This is a genomic window from Streptomyces sp. NPDC018029, assembly GCF_044327655.1.
Lineage (GTDB): Bacteria > Actinomycetota > Actinomycetes > Streptomycetales > Streptomycetaceae > Streptomyces.
Window position 1 is genome coordinate 387,011 of sequence record NZ_JBIRFV010000001.1, and the last position, 20,527, is coordinate 407,537.

Consider the following 20,527-nt stretch of genomic DNA (forward strand, 5'->3'; position numbering starts at 1 on the left):
CAGAATTCCAGGCATGGGGATAGTCGCAGGGTTGGACAGTTCGCCCGATTTCACGCGCATCGTGGTCTGTGACACGGACACGGGCGCCGTGCTCAAGCAGGGGTACGCCCCTCATCCGCTGGAGAGCGCCGAGGGCGGCAGGCCCTCCGATGTCGATCCACAGGCCTGGCTGCTCTCCCTCGGCGAAGCCGCGGGCGGCGGGCTCCTCGAAGGCGTGCAGGCCATTGGCGTGTCCGCCCAGCAGAACGCACTCGTACCGCTCGACCAGCACGGCAACACCGTGCGGCCCGCGCTCGTCGGCAACGACCGGCGGGCGCAGGTGGCCGCCGTCGACCTCATCGACCGGCTCGGCAGCCGCGAGGCCTGGGCGCAGGCCGTCGGGTGCGTGCCGCAGTCCGCGCACCCCGTGACGAAGCTGCGCTGGCTGGTGAAGACCGAGCCCGAGGCGGCGCGGCACGTGGCGGGGCTGTTGCAGGCTCCCGACTGGCTGGTGTGGCAGCTCCTCGGCAGGCCGGCCCGGCGCACGACCGACCGGGGCGGCGCGTCGGGCACCGGCTACTGGTCGGCCGCGACCGGCTCCTACCGCCCCGACCTCGTCGAACTGGCCCTCGGGCACCAGGCGATGCTGCCCGAGGTGATCGGGCCCGCCGAGGCCGCGGGGACGACGCCCGAGGGGCTGCTGATCTCCGCGGGCACGGGCGAGACGATGGCGGCGGCCTTCGGACTCGGGGTGCGGCAGGGCGACGCCGTGGTGTCGCTCGGCGCCTCCGGGTCGGTGATGGCCGTGCACCACGAGGCGCTGTCGGACGCCCGCGGCATCATCACCTCGCTCGCGGACGCCACCGGGATGCATCTGCCCGTCGTCCACACGTCGAACGCCGTGCGGGTGCTGCGGGGCACCGCCGAGATGCTCGGCCTCGTCGACCTGGAGGAGCTCTCCGCGCTCGCCATGAAGTCGACGCCGGGCGCGCACGGCCTGGTGCTCCTGCCGTATCTGGAGGGCGAGAAGACGCCGAACCTGCCGCACGCGGCGGGGACGCTGACCGGACTGCGGCGCGAGTCGATGAAGCCGGAGCACCTGGCGCGGGCGGCCTTCGAGGGCATGCTGTGCGGGCTCGGGGACGCGCTCGACGTCCTGCGGGCGCGGGGGGTGGAGGTCCGGCGGGTGTTCCTGCTCGGTGCCGCCGCGGAGCTGCCCGCCGTGCAGGCCGCGGCGCCGATGCTGTTCGGTACGCAGGTCGTGGTGCCGCAGCCCGCGGACTACGCCGCGATCGGCGCGGCGCGGCAGGCCGCGTGGGCGCTGACCGGTCAACTGCCGCACTGGCAGGGGGCCGCGGCGCAGATCTTCGAGCCCGGTGAGGAGCTCGCGGTGGGGCAGGCGGTGCGGCAGCAGCACGCGACGGTGCGGGAGCAGACGCATCCCGGCGCTTTTGCCTACTGATGTGCCGCTTCTGATCCTTGAGTGAGCCCAGTTCTTGACCGGGACTGAAATTTGACCCGGTCATGGGTTAATTGGTTGCACGGCCCCGGGTCGGGTGCCGGAGTATGGGAGCCACCTCGCCCCAACTTGCCGTCACCCGACTCCTCGAGAGACCGAGCGTGCTCATACGACTCCTCCGGACGTACCTGCGTCCGTACCACAAACCCATCGTCTTGCTGGTGCTGCTGCAGTTCCTGCAGACCTGCGCAGCCCTCTACCTGCCCAGCCTGAACGCCGACATCATCGACAACGGTGTCGTCCAGGGAGACACGGGCTACATCCTGGCCTTCGGCGGCATCATGATCGCCGTCACGGTCGTGCAGATGGTCTGCAACGTCGGTGCCGTCTTCTACGGCGCGCGGACCGCCGCCGCCCTCGGCCGTGACGTGCGGGCCGCCGTCTTCGACCGGGTGCAGTCCTTCTCCGCGCGCGAAGTGGGCCGGTTCGGCGCTCCGACGCTGATCACGCGGACCACCAACGACGTCCAGCAGGTGCAGATGCTGGTCCTGATGTCGTTCACGCTGATGGTGTCGGCGCCCATCATGTGCGTCGGCGGCATCGTCATGGCGCTCGGCCAGGACGTGCCGCTCTCCGCGGTCCTGGTCGCCGTCGTGCCCGTCCTCGGCATCAGCGTCAGCCTGATCGTGCGGCGGCTGCGGCCCCTGTTCCGCACCATGCAGGAGCGGCTCGACACCGTGAACCGGGTCCTCCGCGAGCAGATCACCGGCAACCGCGTCATCCGCGCCTTCGTCAGGGACGCGTACGAGAAGGAGCGCTTCCGGAAGGCCAACGCCGATCTGACCGACGTGTCGCTCGGCACCGGCAGGCTGCTCGCGCTGATGTTCCCGATCGTCATGACCGTCGTGAACATCTCCTCGATCGCGGTGGTGTGGTTCGGCGCGCACCGCATCGACAGCGGCGGCATGCAGATCGGCGCGCTCACCGCGTTCCTCACCTATCTGATGCAGATCGTGATGTCCGTGATGATGGCCACCTTCATGTTCATGATGGTGCCGCGCGCGGAGGTCTGCGCCGAGCGCATCGAGGAGGTCCTGGACACCGACAGCAGCGTGGTGCCGCCGGCCGCCCCGGTGCACGAGCTGCGCAGCCACGGCCACCTGGAGATCCGGGACGCCGGCTTCCGCTACCCCGGCGCGGAGGAGCCCGTCCTCAAGTCGATCCACCTGGTGGCCCGCCCCGGCGAGACGACCGCCGTCATCGGGTCGACCGGCAGCGGCAAGTCGACGCTGCTCGGCCTCGTGCCGCGGCTCATCGACGCGACCGAGGGCGAGGTGCTGGTCGGCGGCGTGGACGTGAGCACCATCGATCCCGTCCTGCTCGCGAAGACGGTGAGCCTCGTCCCGCAGAAGCCCTACCTGTTCGCAGGCACCGTGGCGACCAACCTGCGCTACGGCAACCCGGACGCCACCGACGAGGAGCTGTGGCACGCCTTGGAGGTCGCGCAGGCCAAGGAGTTCGTCGAGGGCCTTGAGGAAGGGCTCGACGCGCCGATCGCCCAGGGCGGCACGAACGTCTCCGGCGGCCAGCGCCAGCGCCTGTCCATCGCGCGCACCCTCGTGCAGCGCCCGGAGATCTACCTCTTCGACGACTCGTTCTCCGCGCTCGACTACGCCACCGACGCGGCGCTGCGGTCCGCGCTCGGCCGGGAGACCGCCGGGGCGACCGTCGTCATCGTCGCCCAGCGCGTGTCCACCATCCGGGACGCCGACCGCATCGTGGTCCTCGACGAGGGCCGGGTCGTGGGCACAGGCCGCCATCACGAGCTGATGGAGACCAATGAGACCTACCGGGAGATCGTGCTCTCCCAGCTGACGGAAGCGGAGGCCGCGTAATGCCCCCTGGCATCGGTGGACCGATGATGGGGCCGGACTCCCGGTCCATGGACTTCAAGGGCTCGGGCAAGCGGCTGCTCGCGCAGTTCAGGCCCGAGCGCGCCACGATGTACGGGATGCTCCTGGCCGGTGTCCTGAGCGTCGCGCTCTCCGTGCTCGGCCCGAAGATCCTCGGCCGCGCGACCGACCTGCTCTTCGCGGGCATCGTCGGCCGTGACATGCCCGAGGGGACGACGAAGGAACAGGCCCTCGACGGTCTGCGCGCCAAGGGCGAGGGCGGCATGGCCGACATGCTCTCCGGCGTCGACTTCACCCCCGGCAAGGGCATCGACTTCGGCGCGGTGGGCGAGGTCCTGCTGCTCGCCCTCGGCACGTTCCTGGTGGCGGGCCTGCTGATGGCCGTGGCGACGCGGCTCTCGAACCGCGCCATCAACCGGACCGTCTTCCGGCTGCGCGGCGACGTACAGGCGAAGCTGTCGCGGCTGCCATTGGCGTACTTCGACAAGCGGCAGCGCGGCGAGGTGCTGAGCCGCGCCACGAACGACCTCGACAACATCAACCAGACGCTGCAGCAGACGATGGGCCAGCTCATCAACTCGCTGCTGACCATCATCGGCGTCCTGGTCATGATGTTCTGGGTGTCGCCGCTGCTCGCGCTGGTGGCGCTGGTCACGGTGCCGCTGTCGTTCTACGTGGCGACGAAGGTCGGCAAGCGGTCGCAGCCGCAGTTCGTGCAGCAGTGGAAGACCACCGGCGCGCTCAACGCCCACGTCGAGGAGATGTACACCGGCCACGCCCTGGTGAAGGTCTTCGGGCGGCAGGAGGAGTCGGCGAAGGCGTTCGCCGAGCAGAACGAGCAGCTGTACGAGGCCGGGTTCAAGGCGCAGTTCAACAGCGGTGTCATGCAGCCGCTGATGTATTTCATCTCGAACCTGAACTACGTGCTGGTCGCCGTGGTGGGCGGTCTCCGGGTGGCCTCCGGGTCGCTGTCGATCGGTGACGTGCAGGCCTTCATCCAGTACTCGCGGCAGTTCTCGATGCCGCTCACGCAGGTCGCCTCGATGGCGAACCTGGTGCAGTCGGGCGTGGCGTCCGCCGAGCGGGTCTTCGACATCCTCGACGCGCCGGAGCAGGAGGCCGACCCGGTGCCCGGCGAGCGGCCCGCGAAGCTGCGCGGGCGCGTCGAGATGGACCACGTGTCCTTCCGCTACGAAGAGGACAAGCCGCTCATCGAGGACCTCTCCCTGGTCGTCGACCCCGGCCACACGGTCGCCATCGTCGGACCGACCGGCGCGGGCAAGACGACGCTGGTCAACCTGCTGATGCGGTTCTACGAAGTGACGGGCGGGCGCATCACGCTCGACGGCGTCGACATCGCGCACATGTCGCGCGACGAACTGCGGTCCGCCATCGGCATGGTGCTCCAGGACACCTGGCTGTTCGGCGGCACCATCGCGGAGAACATCGCGTACGGCGCGGCGAAGGACGTCACGCGCGAGGAGATCGAGGAGGCGGCGCGCGCCGCCCACGCGGACCGTTTCGTGCGGACGCTCCCCGACGGGTACGACACGGTCATCGACGACGAGGGCACGGGCGTGAGCGCTGGCGAGAAGCAGCTCATCACCATCGCGCGGGCGTTCCTCTCCGACCCGGTGATCCTGGTGCTCGACGAGGCGACGAGCTCCGTCGACACCCGCACCGAGGTGCTGATCCAGAAGGCGATGGCCCGCCTCGCGCACGGGCGCACGAGCTTCGTCATCGCCCACCGGCTCTCCACCATCCGGGACGCCGACACGATCCTGGTCATGGAGAACGGGTCGATCGTGGAGCAGGGAACGCACGATGCCCTGCTGGCCGCGGACGGGGCATACGCGCGGCTGTACGCGGCTCAGTTCGCGCAGGCCGTGGCCGAGGTCGACTAGGGGCCGCGCGGGGCCTGCGGGGGCCTGCGGGGGGCTGCCTCAGTCGAGGTAGCCCCTGAGCTGGTCCGCGAAGGCGTGGTCCCGCAGTTTGTTGAGGGTCTTGGACTCGATCTGGCGGATGCGTTCGCGGGTCACGCCGAAGATCCGGCCGATCTCCTCCAGGGTGCGGGGCCTGCCGTCCGCGAGGCCGTAGCGCAGCTGGACCACCTTGCGCTCCCGCTCGCCGAGCGTGGACAGGACCGCTTCCAGGTGCTCGCGCAGGAGCAGGAACGCCGCCGACTCCACGGGGCTCGTGGCGTCGCCGTCCTCGATGAGGTCACCGAGCGCGACGTCGTCCTCCTCGCCGACGGGAGCGTGCAGCGACACGGGCTCCTGGGCGAGGCGCAGGACCTCGCTGACGCGCTCGTGCGGCAGGTCCAGGTGCGCGGCGACCTCTTCGGGCGTGGGCTCGTAACCCCGCTCCTGGAGCATGCGGCGCTGGACGCGTACGACACGGTTGATGAGCTCCACGACGTGCACCGGCACGCGGATGGTGCGGGCCTGGTCCGCGAGGGCGCGGGACATGGCCTGGCGGATCCACCAGGTCGCGTACGTCGAGAACTTGTAGCCCCGGGCGTAGTCGAACTTCTCGACCGCCCTGATCAGGCCGAGGTTCCCCTCCTGGACGAGGTCGAGCATGGTGAGGCCGCGGCCCACGTACCGCTTGGCGACGGAGACGACGAGGCGGAGGTTGGCCTCGATGAGGCGGCGCTTCGCCATCCGGCCCACGACGACCAGCTTGTCGAGGTCCAGGGCGAGTTGGGAGTCCAGGTCGGGGGTGTTGCTCAGCTTCTCCTCGGCGAAGAGGCCGGCCTCGACGGCGCGGGCCAGCTCCACCTCCTCCGCCGCGGTGAGCAGCGGGATCCGCCCGATCTCGCGCAGGTACTGGCGGAACAGGTCGGACGAGGGGCCGCCGGTGTCGGCGCGGCTGCGGGGCGTGGGGAGGTCGAGGGTCTCGGGCTCCAGGGCCTCGGGGACCTCCGGGGCTTCCTGTGCCGCCTGGGGCTCCGCCGCTTCGGGTTCGCCCTGCACCTCCGGGTGCCGGGTGGCTCGGCTCTGCGGCGGGACCGACTCCAGGACGTTCGCATCCGCATCCGCGCGGGCGGCGGTGTCGGTCTGGGTGAGGGTCTGGGTCTGCACGGGGGCGACCTCCAGGGTGATCGCTGCTGAGGCGTGCGGCAACGGGAGAGGGACGACGGCCTCGCCGCTGTCCGTCCCGGACACGATGTGTGGAACCGCGGGGGTGTCGGACCCGCTGTCTGCGGGTCGGCCGCGCTCCGAGGACTCAGGCACCGGAACCCAGTGTGGGGCACGACACACGGCCGCCACGAGGGGCGTGCGGTGACTTTTTGAGTCCGGTCCGTGACCGCGTGGTTACCCGACGGGTAACCCTCAGCCGCTCAGGTGAACCTCCCGGCGGCCGCCGGGGGCGCCTCAGAGCGCTTCCGCGCCCCGCTCGCGCAGCGCCTGGCCGTACTGCTGGAGGACCCACAACTCGCTCTGGACCGCCGCCAGATGCTGCGGGTCGCCGCCCGCGCCGAGCCGGGCGAGGCTGCCCTGGACGTCCCGGATGCGGCGGTCGACGGCGCGCAGCCTGACCTGGACCAGCTGCATGCCCGCGTACATCTCGTCGACGGTCTTGCGCAGGATCGCCTCGACGGCGAGCTCGGTGACCATGGAGCGGACCGCGTCGTCGGGCGCGGCTTCGCGGACGCGGACGAGGTACTCCTGCGGGTCCTGCGCGCCCTGCTCGGCGCCGCCGGCCTCCTCGATGGCGCGGCGCACCGCGGCGTAGGGCGGGGCGGTGAACTCGTCCAGGCCGTACGCGTCGAAGGCCGGGGAGACCAAATGCGGGTACTGCAGGGCCAGTTTGAGCAGCTCGCGCTCGGTGCGGTGGGCGGGGCTGCGCAGGTTGAGCGCGGGGCCGCTGAAGCCCTGGGGCGCGGCCTCGTACGCCGGGGAGGAGCGCTGCGGGGCGGGGGCCGGGCCCCGGCCGCCGCGGTCGCGGGCCCAGCGGGCCAGCTGCGCGACGCGCTTGACGACGAACTGCGTGTCGAGGATGCCGAGCATGCCGGCGAGCTGCACGGCGACCTCGTGCTGCGCGCCGCTGTTCTTGATGCGGGCCACCACGGGGGCGGCCTCGTCCAGGGCGGCGGCGCGGCCGGCGGGGGTCTCCAGGTCGTAGCGAGAGACGATCTGGCGGAGCGCGAACTCGAAGAGCGGCGTACGCGGTTCGACCAGGTCGGCGACTGCGCCGTCACCCTTGGCGAGGCGCAGGTCGCAGGGGTCCATGCCGTCGGGGGCGATCGCGATGTACGTCTCGGCGGCGAACTTCTGGTCGTCCTCGAAGGCGCGCAGGGCCGCTTTCTGGCCGGCCGCGTCGCCGTCGAAGGTGAAGATCACCCGGGCCGAGCCGTTGTCCATCAGGAGGCGGCGGAGGATCTTGATGTGGTCGCCGCCGAAGGCCGTGCCGCAGGTCGCGATGGCGGTGGTGATGCCCGCGAGGTGGCAGGCCATCACGTCCGTGTAGCCCTCGACGACGACGGCGCGGCTGGACTTGGCGATCTCCTTTTTGGCGAGATCGATTCCGTACAGGACCTGGGACTTCTTGTAGATCGGCGTCTCGGGCGTGTTCAGGTACTTCGGGCCGTTGTCGTCGTCGCGGAGCTTGCGGGCGCCGAAGCCGACCACTTCGCCGCCGATGTCGCGGATCGGCCACATGAGGCGACCGCGGAAGCGGTCGATGGGGCCGCGGCGGCCCTCCTGGGAGAGGCCGGAGAGGGTCAGCTCCTTGTCGCTGAAGCCCTTGCCGCGCAGATAGCGGGTGAGGTGGTCCCAGCCCGCGGGGCTGTAGCCCACGCCGAAGTGCGCGGCCGCGGCCTGGTCGAAGCCGCGCTCGGCGAGGAACTTGCGGCCGATCTCGGCCTCGGCGCTCTCCAGCTGCTCCACGTAGAACTGGGCGGCGATCTTGTGGGCCTCGACGAGGCGGATGCGCTCGCCGCGCTGGTGCGAGGGGTTGTAGCCACCCTCTTCGTAGCGGAGCGTGATGCCTGCCTGGGCGGCGAGGCGCTCGACCGTCTCGGAGAACGTGAGGTGGTCGATCTTCATCACGAAGGCGATCGTGTCGCCGCCTTCCTGGCAGCCGAAGCAGTGGAAGAGACCCTTGCTCGGGCTGACCTGGAAGGACGGTGACTTCTCGTCGTGGAAGGGGCACAGACCCTTGAGGTTTCCACCCCCCGCGTTGCGCAGCTGGAGGTAGTCGGAGACCACGGCGTCGATCGGGACCGCGTCCCGAACCGCCTTCACGTCCTCGTCATTGATCCTGCCTGCCACGTACGAATACTACGGCGCGCCTGTGACACTCCCGCCCGGCCGGTCACGTCAGGAGCGACGCCAGGGGGGTCGACGGGTCCGCGAGGGCGTCGGGGTCGGGGCGGGCGCCCCGCCGGATGAGCTCCTGCACGGTCTCCGTGACGTCCCACACATTCACGTTCATCCCCGCGAGGACCTGTCCTTCGCGCAGCCAGAAGGCGATGAACTCGCGCTTGCCGGTGTCGCCGCGGACCACCACTTGGTCGTACGTGCCCGGGGGCGCCCAGCCGGAGTACTCCAGGCCCACGTCGTACTGGTCGGAGAAGAAGTAGGGCACGCGGTCGTACGTGACGTCCTGGCCGAGCATGGCGCGGGCCGCGGCGGGGCCGCCGTTGAGGGCGTTGGCCCAGTGCTCCACGCGCAGGCTCGTGCCGAAGAGCGCGTGGCGGACGGCGGCCACGTCGCCCGCGGCGTGGATGTCGGGGTCGGAGGTGCGCAGCGACGTGTCGACGGCGATGCCGCCGCCGGCGGCGGCATCGGCCAGGTCGAGGCCCGCGGCCTCGGCGAGGGCCGTGCGCGGGGCCGCGCCGATCGCGGCGAGCACGTCGTGCGCGGGGTGCTCCTCGCCGTCGTCGGTGCGGGCGGCGAGGACCATGCCGTCCTGGCCGACGATCTCGGTGAGGCGGGCCCCGAAGTGGAAGCGGACGCCGTGCTCGGCGTGCAGGTCGGCGAACATCTGGCCGACCTCGGGGCCGAGGACGGCGTGCAGCGGCGTCGGCTCGGGCTCGACGACGGTGACCTCCGCGCCGTACTCCCGGGCGGCCGCCGCGATCTCCAGGCCGATCCAGCCTGCGCCCGCGATCACCAGGTGGCCGTTGTCCCTGCCCAGGGCGGCGAGGACGTGCCGCAGCCGGTCGGCGTGCGCGAGGCGGCGCAGGTGGTGGACGCCCGCGAGGTCGGTGCCGGGGACGTCGAGGCGGCGCGGCTCGGCGCCGGTGACGAGCAGCAGTTTGTCGTAGCGGATGACGGTGCCGTCGCCGAGGCGCACGGCCTTCGCCTCGCGGTCGACGGCGACGACGGTCTGGCCCAGGTGCAGTTCGACGTCCGCCTGCGCGTACCACCCCGGTTCGTGCACGAAGACGCTGTCGCGCTCCTCCTTGCCGAGGAGGTACCCCTTGGACAGGGGCGGGCGCTCGTAGGGGTGGTCCCGCTCGTCGCCGATGAGGATCACCCGGCCGGTGAACCCTTCGGAGCGCAGGGTCTCGGCCGCCTTGGCGCCGGCCAGACCTCCTCCGACAATGACGAACGTCTGATCCGCGTCGACCACTTGATGCCTCCTTGCCCGGGGTACCGGGGGTGTCCCCCGGAAGAACACAGCGTTGCCTTTCGGCCTTGCCGCAACAGGGAGCGTCCCGCACGGAGCGTGATGGGGGAAGGGGGCGTGGCCTCGACTGGCCACATTTCGTCACAGCCCGTGGTCACTCCATGGTCACGACACAGGCTCTCATCGTCGTTTCATCAGAGTCTCGCCGTCAGTCGGGTGTGCAGGGCGCGGGCCGCCGCGTCGGTGAGGGACGCGATCTGGTCGACCACGACGCGCTGGGCGGCGCGGTCGTCGGGCGCCGCGTCGTACAGCGCGCGGAACTGCGGGTCGAGTCCGTCGGGCGCGCGCGTGGTGAGTGCCTCGGCGAGCTCGGCGACGACGACGCGCTGGTCCGCGCGGAGCCGCTCCTGGGCGGGGCGCTGCATCACATAGCGGTCGGCGACGGCCTTCAGGACGGCGCATTCGTGTCGTGCCTCGCGGGGGACGACGAGCTCCGCGGTGTACCGCGTGAGGGGGCCCGTGCCGTACCGCGCGCGGGTGGCGCTCTCCGCGGCCAGACAGAAACGGCCGATGAGCTGGCTGGTGGCGTCCTTCAACCGGGCCTGCGCGACGGCCGATCCGTCGTACCCGTGCGGCCACCACTCCTGGTCCAGGAGGCGGTCGAGCGCCTGGGCGAGCTCTTCGGGGTCGGTGTCCGAAGGGACGTAACGCCCGAGCGCGACGGCGTAGATGTCCTGGCGCTCGGGCTCGGCGTGCAACGCGTTCGGATCGATGTGGCCGGCGTGCAGGCCGTCTTCGAAGTCGTGCACCGAGTACGCGACGTCGTCGGACCAGTCCATGATCTGCGCCTCGAAACAGATGCGCTGTCCCGGGGCCTCCTTGCGGACCCAGTCGAAGACGGGCCGGTCGTCTTCGTAGACACCGAATTTGGGGGATGCCGGGTCGGCGGGGTGGGCGCCGCGCGGCCAGGGGTACTTGGTGGCGGCGTCGAGGGCGGCCCGGGTGAGGTTGAGTCCCACGCTGACGAGGTCGCCGGTGGACTCGGAGCGGACGAAGCGCTTCGGCTCGATGCGGGTGAGGAGCCTGAGCGACTGGGCGTTGCCCTCGAAGCCGCCGCAGTCCGCCGCGACTTCGTTCAGCGCCTGTTCGCCGTTGTGCCCGAACGGGGGGTGGCCGAGGTCGTGGGAGAGGCAGGCCATCTCGACCAGGTCGGGGTCGCAGCCCAGGGCGGCGCCCAGCTCGCGGCCCACCTGGGCGCACTCCAGGGAGTGCGTCAGCCGGGTGCGGGCGCTGGCGTCCCAGGCCTGGCTCCTCGTGCCGGGCGTGACGACCTGGGTCTTTCCGGCGAGGCGGCGCAGCGCCGCGGAGTGCAGGACGCGCGCGCGGTCGCGCTGGAAGGCCGTGCGCCCCGGCCTCTTGTCGGGCTCGGCGGCCCACCGCTCGACGGCCGCGTCGTCGTACGCGCCGTAGACGCCATCGGCGGTGCGGGTCTCGGGTCGCGCGTTCCGTGCTGTGCCTTCCATGCACCGACAGTAGACGCAAGCAGTGACAAACAGGGATCTGGCCCCTTGGATTCGGCCTCCCGCGTCCGCCCTCGGGCGCCCGGCTTCCGTCCTCCGGCGTTCTTCCCTCGGCGCCCACCCTCCGTCAGACGCTGGTGAGCCGCCGCCGGGACGGTGCCGGGGCGGTGCGTGCCTGGTCGTAGCGGTGCAGGACGAGGCGGGCGAGCGCCGGGTGGGGGCCGAGGGGGGCGGCGGCGATCCAGGGTGCGGCAGCCGCGGTCTGGGTGGCGAAGCGGCCCGGCGCGGTGAAGTAGGCGGCGACGGCGGTGCGCGTCCGGCCGTCCGCGGCCAGGGCTTCGAGCGCCTCCGGCACGGTGCGGGCACAGGCCGGGGTGGGCGCGGCGTAGGCGGGCACGACGGGGACGCCCAGGCGTTCGGCGAGCAGCCCGGCGGCGGTCTCCGTGTCGGCGGCCGACTCGGGGTCGCGGGAGCCCGCGGCGGCGAGGACCACCGCGTGCCTGCGCCGCGCGCCCGCGCCCCGGGGGCGCTCGGGCCAGCCGGCCTGGACGAGCCGGGCGTGCAGCGCCTCGGCGAGCAGCGGGTGGGGGCCGAGCGGGGCGGCGACGCGGGTGTCGAGGTGGGGCGCGCCCGCGGCGGCCGCAGGCACGTCGCGCTTGACGTGCTGGCCGCGGCCGAGGAGCAGCGGCACGAGCACGGCGGAGCCGGACCGCTGCGCCGCGAGGGTCTCGGTGAGCAGCGGCTCGTTCAGCTCGATGTGGCCCAGCCGGACGGCGAGGCCGGGGCGTTGCTCGCGGATCCGCTCGGCGAGGGCCGTGACGGTGGTGAGGGCGCGCGGGTCGCGGCTGCCGTGGGCGACGAGGACGAGCGTGGGGCGGGGGTCGGGACGCGGGGTGTGGCGCGGGGCGGGGCGGCGGCTGCCGTCGGGTGAGACGAGGCTGAGCTGGGTGCCGAGCTGGCTGGTGATGCGGTCCATGATCTGCGCCGTACTGTCGAGGTGAGTGCTGCCGGACTCGTCGCGAAGAGCGGTCGACGGCGTCATGAACCGAGGATGGCGGGGACATATTGCGGACGCGTTGCGCGGCCGTGACGACTGTTTTCCACGGGCTCACGGTGGATGGCGGGGCGCTGTCAGGGGTGGGTCGGGGTGTTCCCGGGGTGCTCTCGGGGTGTTCTCGGGGGTGTTTTCGGGGGCACGCGTCACTGACGTGGCCGGTGGGCCGGTCTACGGTTGTGGCATTGATCGGATCGGGGGAGATCCGACGGGCACGGGGGCGGGTCACCAATGGAAAAGCACGGGGACGGCGACGGGACGACGCGCCGTACGGACGGCCCGCGACTGCGGCTGCGCAAACCTCAGTGGCTGCGGCTACGGCTACGGCTACGGCTGCCGCGCTCACGGCAGGGGCAGCGGCGTGCGGTGCAGGCGGTGATGGCGCTGTGCGTGCTCGCGCTGCTGCCCGCGACCTGGCTGTTCGTGTCGACGGACGGCAAGGTGGGCTCGGTCGCGGACGCGCCGCGCACCCGGGTCGCGGTGGTCTTCGGCGCCGGGCTGTGGAAGGGCGAGCCGTCGCCGTATCTGGCGCACCGGCTCGACGCGGCGGCGGAGTTGTACCGCACGGGACGAATAGAGGTCGTGCTCGTCACGGGCGACAACAGCCGCGAGGACTACGACGAGCCGGATGCCATGCGCGCCTATCTCAAGGAGCACGGCGTGCCGGGGCGGCGCATAGTGAGTGACTACGCCGGGTTCGACACCTGGGACTCCTGCGTCCGCGCCAAGAAGATCTTCGGCGTGGACCGTGCGGTGCTGATCAGCCAGGGCTTCCACATACGCAGAGCGGTCGCGCTGTGCGACGCGGCGGGCGTCTCGTCGTACGGGGTCGCGGTGGACGCCGTACACGACGCGACCTGGTACTACGGCGGCGCCCGCGAGATTCTCGCCGCAGGCAAGGCCGCCCTGGACGCGACATTCCACCCGGACCCCCACTTCCTGGGCCCCCAGGAACCAGGCATAACCCAAGCCCTGACGACACACCGCGCCCCATAAGGACCCGGACCGGCGCGCCCCGTAAGGGGCGCGGGGAACTGCGCGACCAGCCAAGAACAACCCGCACCCGGCAACGCTCAAATCCAGGCAGCCGAGAAGCCGAGCCGCCAAACGACACACAGGGGGGAGGCCTCACCGCAGGACGCAGGGACGCCTGAGATGGGATTACCGCACGCGTAACACGAAGGCGCAGGACACGTAACAAGCCCGACGCACGCTGACCCCATGCACACCACGGCGACTGCGACCCACTGCCCGTACTGCGCGCTGCAATGCGGGATGGCCCTCACCGAGGGCCCCCAAGGTGTGGAGGTCGTCGAGCGGCCGGACTTCCCCGTCAACAAGGGAGCCCTGTGCGGCAAGGGCCGCACGGCTCCCGCCGTGCTCTCCTCCCGGGTGCGTCTGACGGAGCCACTCGTCCGATCCCACGCCACGGGCAGGCTCACGCCGGCCACCTGGGAGGAGGCCCTCGACCGGATCGCGGGCGAACTCACCCGTACCCGTGCGGAACACGGCGCGGACGCGTGCGGGGTGTTCGGCGGGGGCGGTCTGACCAACGAGAAGGCGTACGCGCTGGGCAAGTTCGCGAGGGTGGTGCTCGGCACGTCGCAGATCGACTACAACGGACGGTTCTGCATGTCGTCGGCCGCGGCCGCCGGGCAGCGGGCGTTCGGGCTCGACCGGGGGTTGCCGTTCCCGCTGGAGGACATCCCGCGCACCGGCTGCGTGATCCTCGTCGGGTCGAACCTCGCCGAGACGATGCCGCCCGCCCTGCGGTATCTGACCGAGCTCAGGGCGAACGGCGGCATGCTGATCGTCGTGGACCCCCGGCGGACCCGGACGGCCGAGCAGGCCGACCTGCACCTGGCGCCGAGGCCCGGCACGGACCTCGCCCTGGCGCTCGGGCTGCTGCACCTGGTCGTGGCCGAGGGCCGTACGGACGAGGCGTACATCGAGGAGCGGACGAGCGGATGGGAGGAGGCGCGGGCGGCGGTGATGGCGCACTGGCCGGAGCACGTCGAGCGGATCACCGGCGTGGCGGTGCCCGAGCTGCGGGAGGCCGTGCGTCTCTTCTGCGACGCCGACAACGCGATGGTGCTCACCGCGCGCGGGCCGGAGCAGCAGTCCAAGGGCACGGACACGGTGGGGGCGTGGATCAACCTGTGTCTCGCCACGGGTCGGGCGGGGCGGCCGCTGTCCGGGTACGGCTGCCTGACGGGGCAGGGCAACGGCCAGGGTGGGCGTGAACACGGTCAGAAGGCGGACCAGTTGCCCGGTTACCGCAAGCTGACGGATCCGGCGGCGCGGGCCCATGTGGCGGAGGTCTGGGGGGTGGACCCGGACTCCCTGCCGGGGCCGGGGCGGTCGGCGTACGAGTTGCTGGACGCGTTGGGCGTGGACATCAAGACGTTGCTGCTGATGGGCTCCAACCCGGTGGTGTCCGCGCCGCGGGCCGCGCATGTGGAGGAGCGGCTGCGGTCGCTCGACTTCCTCGCGGTGGCGGACGTGGTGCTGTCCGAGACGGCTCGGCTCGCGGACGTGGTGCTGCCGGTGACGCAGTGGGCGGAGGAGACCGGGACGGTGACGAACCTGGAGGGGAGGGTGCTGCTGCGGCGGCAGGCCGTGTCCGCGCCGGCCGGGGTGCGCGGCGACCTCGACGTGCTGCACGGGCTCGCGGAGCGCCTCGGCCACGGGAAGGGCTTCCCCACCGAACCGGAGGAAGTCTTCGAGGAGTTGCGCCGGGCGAGCGCGGGCGGGCCCGCGGACTACTCGGGGATCAGCTACGAGCGGTTGCGGGAGGACGACGGGAAGGGAGTGTTCTGGCCGTGCCCCGCGGGGCCTGAGGCCGCGGGTACGCCGCGGCTGTTCCTCGACCGGTTCGCGACCGAGGACGGGCGGGCGCGTTTCGTGCCGGTGGTGCACCGGGATGCGGCGGAGGAGCCGGACGCGGAGTATCCGGTGCTGCTCACCACAGGACGGGTGCTCGCGCAGTACCAGTCCGGGGCCCAGACGCGGCGCGTCGACGAGCTCAACTCTGCTGCTCCGGGGCCCTTCGTGGAGCTGCATCTGAGGCTCGCCGCGCGTCTGGGGGTCGGGGAGGACGATCCGGTCGCCGTGGTCTCTCGGCGGGGCCGCGCGGTGGCCCCGGCGCGGGTCACGACGGCGATCCGCGCCGACACGGTCTTCATGCCGTTCCACTGGCCGGGCGAGGGGCGGGCCAACAACCTGACGAACCCGGCGCTGGATCCCGTGTCACGGATGCCGGAGTTCAAGGTGTGCGCGGTGCGGTTGGAGCGGGTGGAAGAGGTGGAGCGGGCGGAAGAGGTGGAGCGGGTGGCGCGGTCGTGAGGCGGTGGGGCGGGCCCGGGGTCGAGGTCCGGGCCCGCGGTCGTACGAGGAGGCGGGAATCAGCAGGTGCGGCCGATGTACCAGGCGCCGTCCACGTCACCGGCCTTGCCGATCCAGGTGACGCCCGGTCCCACGCACCTGGTCGTGTTGGGGCCCCAGTCGTCGATCTCGATGAGGATCTTCGAGCCGTCGCTCGTGCAGTGGTTGTAGTAGGCGTCGGTGTGGGTCTCGTAGAACCCGCAGGGGTTCATGACGGCCGCCGGCTCGGCGGAGGCCGAGGACGCCAGGGTCATGCCGAGGCCGAGGGTCAGGGCGCCGATGAGGGCCGACAGGGAACGGCGTACTCGCATAGGGCGATTCCTTCTGGGACAGGGTGCTCGCGCACCTCCTCGCGCACCAGCAGGTGCACACGGAGAGCTTGGCGTCGCTCACAGAGCGTAGTCACGCCAACTCGCTCGCACGAGTGATTCGGATCACCGGATCGGGTGGATACGCGTTTGAGCTGCGGATTCGCCCTGATGGGGCGAACGCCGCCGCGTGGGGCGGGAGTTACCTCCCGAGGCGATGCGCGGCCCAGTCCCCGCCGTCGATCACCGTCCCGGATGCCCGCAGGGCGGCCGCGACGCGCGGGGCCGCGACGTAGACCCAGGCGGGTACCACCGACCCGTCGGGCCGGAGTGCGGCGCGTGCGACTCGTTCGTAGAGGTTGCGGGGGTCGCCCGGGCGGTACTCCTCGAGGAGGTCGAGGGCGGCGAGGAGCCGGTCGTAGGCGGTGGGCAGCGCGGTCACCAACTCCCCGTGCACCGGGCCGCTCCCGGGTTCCTCGACGAGGTAGGGGTAGCCGGGCCCCTCGTAGAGGACGGCGTCCGGCAGCCGGGCCGGTCCCTGCGCGGCGATACGGCCGTCGAAGTGGGCGGCGTGGTTCCGCTCCCCCGGGCGCAGCGTGCCGTACACGAAGAACGGCAGCCGGGCCGCGGCACGCGAGGTCACTCGGTGGTCTCCCGCTCCACCCACTCCAGGTAGGCCGCGCTGCCCCGCACGACCGGGGTCGCAATGATCTCCGGGGTGTCGTAGTCGTGGGCGGCGTGGAGCCATGTCTCCAGGGCGGCGTAGCGGCCGGGCGTCGTCTTGAACAGCACCTGCCACTCGTGGGCGGTCTCCAGCGCGCCTTCCCACCGGTATACGGACGTGACGGGTCCGGCGATCTGCGCGCAGGCCGCGACGCGCGCCCGCACCGCACCGCACCGCCAGCGAGGTCCCGCGCCTTGTCCTCGGTGTCCGTCGTGGTCAGCACGGTCAGCACCCGCACGTTCGGTTCGTCGTCCATACGCCGATTGTGCACAGCGCGGCACAGCACAGCGGCGTCCAGGGGTGTCCAGCTGCGTCCAACGGCGTCCAACGGCGTCCAACGGCGTCCAGGGGCGAGTGCACAGGTCGAAGGTCCTGAACATGGCGTTCTGGGGGAGCTTGGGGGCAGTTGTTACACAACCTCCGGTCTTCCGTGATGGACGGTTCCTACCTTCGAGAGCGGTGGCCGGCCCGGTCCCTCTGTCGAATCCCCGTCGCAGTCCCCGGACCGGCCACCACCAGCGCCCCCGCTCCCCCGCTCCCCCCCAGCCCCTCCGCTCCCCACCCCCCGCCCCCGCTCTCCACGTGACGACGGTCAGCCCCCATGAATCCGATCCTCCGCCGCCCGCTCCTCCTGAGCGCCGCCCTCTTCGCCGCTGTGGCGGTCCTCGCGCTCACCGGATGCGGCAGCACGGACGGACTCGGGCACGGCGACGCCGCGCCGTCCGTCTCCGTGCAGCCGCACCCCGAGGCCGTCTGGCCCGCCTGGGCAGGCAAGTCGTCGCGCTCCCCGGGAGCCGAGGCCGCCACGCACCAGCCGCCGCCGCGGGCGTTGCCGGGTCTGCCGAAGGTGGGCTCCGGAGGGCTCGCCGCGATGGACGTCCACGCGATCCTGCGGGCCGACCCCCGTATGAAGCCGCTGGCCGGACGCGGGACGATCGACCGGCCGGGGCGGGCGGGGCTGCGGCCGCCGATGTTCCTGGACCTGACCGGTGACAAGAAGCCCGAGATGCTGGTGGCCGCCGACACGGAGAGCGGGCGCTCGCTCCTGGCCGTCTACAGGGAACACGACGGCAAGGTCTTCCCCGTCCTGTTCACCTCCGGCAGGAACCTGAGCGTGGAGACGATCGGCCCCGACCTGCTGGTGCGCACCCCGTGCTCCGAGGGCGGCGAGCAGGCCGTCCGCTTCCACTGGGACGGCGCCCGGATGTCCACGGTCAGTGACATCAAGAACTACCAGAAGCCGCCCCGGCCGACCGACACGAACGAGCCGACCTCCCCGGCCCCGTCCCCGTCCCCGTCCCCGGGAGGCCCGTGATGCCGCGCCTCGCGCCCACCAGGCTCGGGTTCGGGATCGGGATCGGGATCGGGCTCGGCCTCGGGCTGCGCTGGAAGATCACCGCGCTGCTCGCGGCGGGCTGCGCCGTGGTCGCCGTCGCCATCGGCCTGCTCGTCCACCACGCCCGGCTCGACCAGGTCTCGTCGGGCGCGCGGTCCGGGGCGATCGCGCAGCTCGTGCGCGTACGCCAGCTGTACGAGCTGACGGGACAGGTCGACCAGAGCGAGACGGACTCCGCCCTCGACGACCCGGGGCTGCCCGCGGCGCTGCGGCGGGCGGCGCTGGCCGGCCAGCGCACCACCTACCTCGACATGTCCTCGGACGACGACCCGTGCGTCTGGGCGGCACGGCCGGTCGGCGACCGCCCCCGGCACGTCCTGTCCGTCCGTGAGCCGCTGCGCGAACAGGCCGCGGAGATGGCCGACTTCGACCGGCGGCTGCTGATCTCCGGCGCCGTCGTCGTCGGCCTCGCCGCGCTCGGCGGCGCGGGCCTGTCCAGCAGGCTCAGCCGACAGTTGCGCACGGCGGCGGCCATCGCGCGGCGCATCAGCCAGGGCGACCTGGACGCCCGCATCGACCACCCGCGCCCGCCCGGCGCGCGGCACGGCAAGGACGAGGTGGCCGAACTGGCCACCGCCGTCGACACGATGGCCGCGACGCTCCAGCAGCGGCTGGAGGCCGAACAGCGCTTCACCGCCGATGTCGCCCACGAGCTGCGCACCCCGCTGACCGGTCTGCACACGGCGGCCGAGCTGCTGCCCGCGAGCCGCCCGACCGAGCTCGTGCGCGACCGGGTCCGCGCCCTGCACACCCTCACGGAGGATCTGCTCGAAGTGGCGCGCCTCGACGCGGAGGTGGAGAAGCCGGACCTGGAGGCGCATCCGCTGGGGCGGCTCGTCGAGACCATCGCGGAGCGTGCGGGCGGCGGTTCGGGGGCCGGTTTCACGGTGCGGGGCGCGGAGACGGCGTACGACACGTTCGTCCGCACGGACGCGCGCCGCCTGGAGCGGATCCTGACCAACCTCGTCAACAACGCACGCAAGCACGGCGGCGACCCCGTCGAGGTGGAGGTCGACGGCGTGGCGGTGACGGTCCGCGATCACGGCCCCGGCTTCCCGGAACACCTGCTCCAAGACGGCCCGCGGCGCTTCCAGACCGGCGCGCGCGAACGCGGCCAGGGCACCGGGCTCGGTCTGACCATCGCGTTCGGCCAGGCCCAGGTGATCGGCGCCCGGGTGGACCTGGCCAACGCGGCGGACGGGGGCGCGCTGGCGGTGGTCCGCCTGCCGGGTGCCTGAGACGGGGGCCTGAGGCGGGTGCCTGAGACGGGTGCCTGAGGGAGGGGGTCGCGGAGCTGAACAATGGTTCAGGTCGGGGGTGTTGGACAACCGCGCTGACTTACGCTGACCGCATGACCCAGCGCCTCACGCCGAAAGCCAAGGAAGCCACCATCGGCGAGCTCGCCGAGCGGAGTGGAGTCGCCCCGTCCGCCCTGCGGTTCTACGAGAGCGAAGGCCTCATCACGTCCCGCCGCACCCCGGGCAACCAGCGCCGTTACAGCCGCGACACCCTGCGCCGGGTCGCCTTCATCCGTACGTCGCAGCAGCTCGGCATGCCGCTCGCCACGATCCGCGAGGTGCTCGCCCTGCTCCCCGAGGACCGCACGCCGAACCGTGCGGACTGGGCCAAGATCTCCGAGTGCTGGCGCGAGGACCTCGACACCCGGATACGGACCCTCCAGCGGCTGCGCGACAACCTCACCGACTGCATCGGCTGCGGCTGCCTCTCGCTCTCCCGGTGCGCGCTGTCGAACACGTGGGACTCCCTCGGCTCGCGCGGCCCCGGCCCGCGCCGCCTGGTGGAGAAGAAGATCCCGTGCGCCACCGAGTCCTGCGAAGCCAGCGGGCCCTGCGAGACCACCACCGAGTCCTGCGAAGCCACCGGGACCTGTGAAACCACCGGCACCTGTGAAACCACCGACGAGGACCAGAACACCGTGTCCGCGTGACAGGGGTGGGGCGGGCCGCGGGGCCGGCAGCCCCCCGTCCGGCGGTCCGGGTCACCCATTCACAGGCGCCGCCCCCACCCTTCGGACACTTTCCTCCGACACGCCGGTGACCTGCTGGAACGCAGCCTTCGCCGCGTCAGGAACCGCCGCCGCGCCCACTTTCTGATGCCTGATCAGGAGGCGTGCGCCGCCGAGTGCCACTTACCTCGGTAGAGCGGGGTTCGACCGACGCAGCGGCACTTGGGGGTGCCGCGGGCCGTTCT

At 72.1% G+C, this 20,527-nt stretch carries 15 protein-coding genes and 1 pseudogene; 8 read left to right on the forward strand and 8 right to left on the reverse strand.

Going from position 1 to position 20,527, the window contains the following annotated elements; genetic code table 11:
• Window positions 1-13: 13 nt before the first annotated feature.
• The 3 genes from ACH4D5_RS01690 to ACH4D5_RS01700 all read left to right on the forward strand — a co-directional run bounded on the left by ACH4D5_RS01690 (window position 14) and on the right by ACH4D5_RS01700 (window position 5,255).
• On the forward strand, window positions 14-1,441 hold the full coding sequence (locus ACH4D5_RS01690; RefSeq protein WP_398297463.1) for an FGGY-family carbohydrate kinase: 1,428 nt from the start codon (window positions 14-16) through the stop codon (window positions 1,439-1,441).
• A gap of 158 nt (window positions 1,442-1,599) precedes the next feature.
• Window positions 1,600-3,333: an ABC transporter ATP-binding protein gene (locus ACH4D5_RS01695; protein WP_398297465.1), complete on the forward strand. Its 1,734-nt coding sequence runs from the start codon at window positions 1,600-1,602 to the stop codon at window positions 3,331-3,333.
• Window positions 3,333-5,255: an ABC transporter ATP-binding protein gene (locus tag ACH4D5_RS01700; protein ID WP_398297467.1), complete on the forward strand. Its 1,923-nt coding sequence runs from the start codon at window positions 3,333-3,335 to the stop codon at window positions 5,253-5,255. Before ACH4D5_RS01695 ends, ACH4D5_RS01700 begins: the two co-directional genes overlap by 1 nt.
• Window positions 5,256-5,294: 39 nt before the next feature.
• Here the strand turns inward: ACH4D5_RS01700 and ACH4D5_RS01705 are convergent, their stop codons facing one another.
• The 5 genes from ACH4D5_RS01705 to ACH4D5_RS01725 all read right to left on the reverse strand — a co-directional run bounded on the left by ACH4D5_RS01705 (window position 5,295) and on the right by ACH4D5_RS01725 (window position 12,492).
• A complete protein-coding gene (locus ACH4D5_RS01705; protein ID WP_398297469.1) occupies window positions 5,295-6,587 on the reverse strand; it encodes an RNA polymerase sigma factor in 1,293 nt (430 codons plus the stop codon).
• Between the two features lie 141 nt (window positions 6,588-6,728).
• On the reverse strand, window positions 6,729-8,627 hold the full coding sequence (gene dnaG, locus ACH4D5_RS01710) for a DNA primase (RefSeq protein ID WP_398297471.1): 1,899 nt from the start codon (window positions 8,625-8,627) through the stop codon (window positions 6,729-6,731).
• Between the two features lie 43 nt (window positions 8,628-8,670).
• Complete coding sequence (locus tag ACH4D5_RS01715) at window positions 8,671-9,933, reverse strand: NAD(P)/FAD-dependent oxidoreductase (protein ID WP_398297473.1); 1,263 nt, start codon at window positions 9,931-9,933, stop codon at window positions 8,671-8,673.
• A gap of 191 nt (window positions 9,934-10,124) precedes the next feature.
• Window positions 10,125-11,453: a deoxyguanosinetriphosphate triphosphohydrolase gene (locus ACH4D5_RS01720; protein WP_398297475.1), complete on the reverse strand. Its 1,329-nt coding sequence runs from the start codon at window positions 11,451-11,453 to the stop codon at window positions 10,125-10,127.
• 124 nt (window positions 11,454-11,577) lie between these two features.
• On the reverse strand, window positions 11,578-12,492 hold the full coding sequence (locus tag ACH4D5_RS01725; protein ID WP_398297477.1) for a sirohydrochlorin chelatase: 915 nt from the start codon (window positions 12,490-12,492) through the stop codon (window positions 11,578-11,580).
• Window positions 12,493-12,882: 390 nt separating this feature from the next.
• On the opposite strand from ACH4D5_RS01725, the gene ACH4D5_RS01730 reads away from it, so the two are divergent.
• Window positions 12,883-13,500 (forward strand): vancomycin high temperature exclusion protein, encoded by a 618-nt coding sequence (locus tag ACH4D5_RS01730; RefSeq protein ID WP_398298490.1) that lies wholly within the window; start codon window positions 12,883-12,885, stop codon window positions 13,498-13,500.
• Window positions 13,501-13,725: 225 nt separating this feature from the next.
• A complete protein-coding gene (locus tag ACH4D5_RS01735) occupies window positions 13,726-15,849 on the forward strand; it encodes a molybdopterin oxidoreductase family protein (protein ID WP_398297479.1) in 2,124 nt (707 codons plus the stop codon).
• A 59-nt stretch (window positions 15,850-15,908) separates the two neighbouring features.
• Here the strand turns inward: ACH4D5_RS01735 and ACH4D5_RS01740 are convergent, their stop codons facing one another.
• From ACH4D5_RS01740 to cutA, 3 genes and pseudogenes are all read right to left on the reverse strand, one after another.
• Window positions 15,909-16,199, reverse strand: a complete 291-nt coding sequence (locus ACH4D5_RS01740; RefSeq protein WP_398297481.1) for a DUF6355 family natural product biosynthesis protein — start codon at window positions 16,197-16,199, stop codon at window positions 15,909-15,911.
• 199 nt (window positions 16,200-16,398) lie between these two features.
• Complete coding sequence (locus tag ACH4D5_RS01745) at window positions 16,399-16,839, reverse strand: gamma-glutamylcyclotransferase family protein (RefSeq protein WP_398297483.1); 441 nt, start codon at window positions 16,837-16,839, stop codon at window positions 16,399-16,401.
• Window positions 16,836-17,176 (reverse strand): annotated as a pseudogene (cutA, locus tag ACH4D5_RS01750) (divalent-cation tolerance protein CutA). Before cutA ends, ACH4D5_RS01745 begins: the two are co-directional and overlap by 4 nt.
• 345 nt (window positions 17,177-17,521) lie before the next feature.
• Here cutA and ACH4D5_RS01755 point away from each other — a divergent pair.
• The 3 genes from ACH4D5_RS01755 (at window position 17,522) to soxR (ending at window position 20,264) form a co-directional block, all read left to right on the forward strand.
• Window positions 17,522-18,235, forward strand: coding sequence for a hypothetical protein (locus ACH4D5_RS01755; protein WP_398297485.1), 714 nt, complete (start codon window positions 17,522-17,524; stop codon window positions 18,233-18,235).
• Window positions 18,235-19,554, forward strand: coding sequence for an ATP-binding protein (locus ACH4D5_RS01760; RefSeq protein ID WP_398297487.1), 1,320 nt, complete (start codon window positions 18,235-18,237; stop codon window positions 19,552-19,554). Before ACH4D5_RS01755 ends, ACH4D5_RS01760 begins: the two co-directional genes overlap by 1 nt.
• 113 nt (window positions 19,555-19,667) lie before the next feature.
• Window positions 19,668-20,264 carry a redox-sensitive transcriptional activator SoxR gene (soxR, locus tag ACH4D5_RS01765; RefSeq protein ID WP_398297489.1) on the forward strand — a complete coding sequence of 199 codons (597 nt, stop codon included), beginning with the start codon at window positions 19,668-19,670 and terminating at the stop codon, window positions 20,262-20,264.
• Window positions 20,265-20,527 lie beyond the last annotated feature (263 nt).

Excerpts from the sequence above, each read along its gene's own strand:
- ACH4D5_RS01690 (WP_398297463.1), top strand. The coding sequence starts at position 14 with ATGGGGATAGTCGCAGGGTTGGACAGTTCGCCCGATTTCACGCGCATC.
- ACH4D5_RS01700 (WP_398297467.1), top strand. The coding sequence starts at position 3,333 with ATGCCCCCTGGCATCGGTGGACCGATGATGGGGCCGGACTCCCGGTCC.
- ACH4D5_RS01720 (WP_398297475.1), bottom strand. The coding sequence starts at position 11,453 with ATGGAAGGCACAGCACGGAACGCGCGACCCGAGACCCGCACCGCCGAT.
- ACH4D5_RS01725 (WP_398297477.1), bottom strand. The coding sequence starts at position 12,492 with ATGACGCCGTCGACCGCTCTTCGCGACGAGTCCGGCAGCACTCACCTC.
- ACH4D5_RS01730 (WP_398298490.1), top strand. The coding sequence starts at position 12,883 with ATGGCGCTGTGCGTGCTCGCGCTGCTGCCCGCGACCTGGCTGTTCGTG.
- ACH4D5_RS01735 (WP_398297479.1), top strand. The coding sequence starts at position 13,726 with ATGCACACCACGGCGACTGCGACCCACTGCCCGTACTGCGCGCTGCAA.
- ACH4D5_RS01740 (WP_398297481.1), bottom strand. The coding sequence starts at position 16,199 with ATGCGAGTACGCCGTTCCCTGTCGGCCCTCATCGGCGCCCTGACCCTC.
- ACH4D5_RS01755 (WP_398297485.1), top strand. The coding sequence starts at position 17,522 with ATGAATCCGATCCTCCGCCGCCCGCTCCTCCTGAGCGCCGCCCTCTTC.
- ACH4D5_RS01760 (WP_398297487.1), top strand. The coding sequence starts at position 18,235 with ATGCCGCGCCTCGCGCCCACCAGGCTCGGGTTCGGGATCGGGATCGGG.
- soxR (WP_398297489.1), top strand. The coding sequence starts at position 19,668 with ATGACCCAGCGCCTCACGCCGAAAGCCAAGGAAGCCACCATCGGCGAG.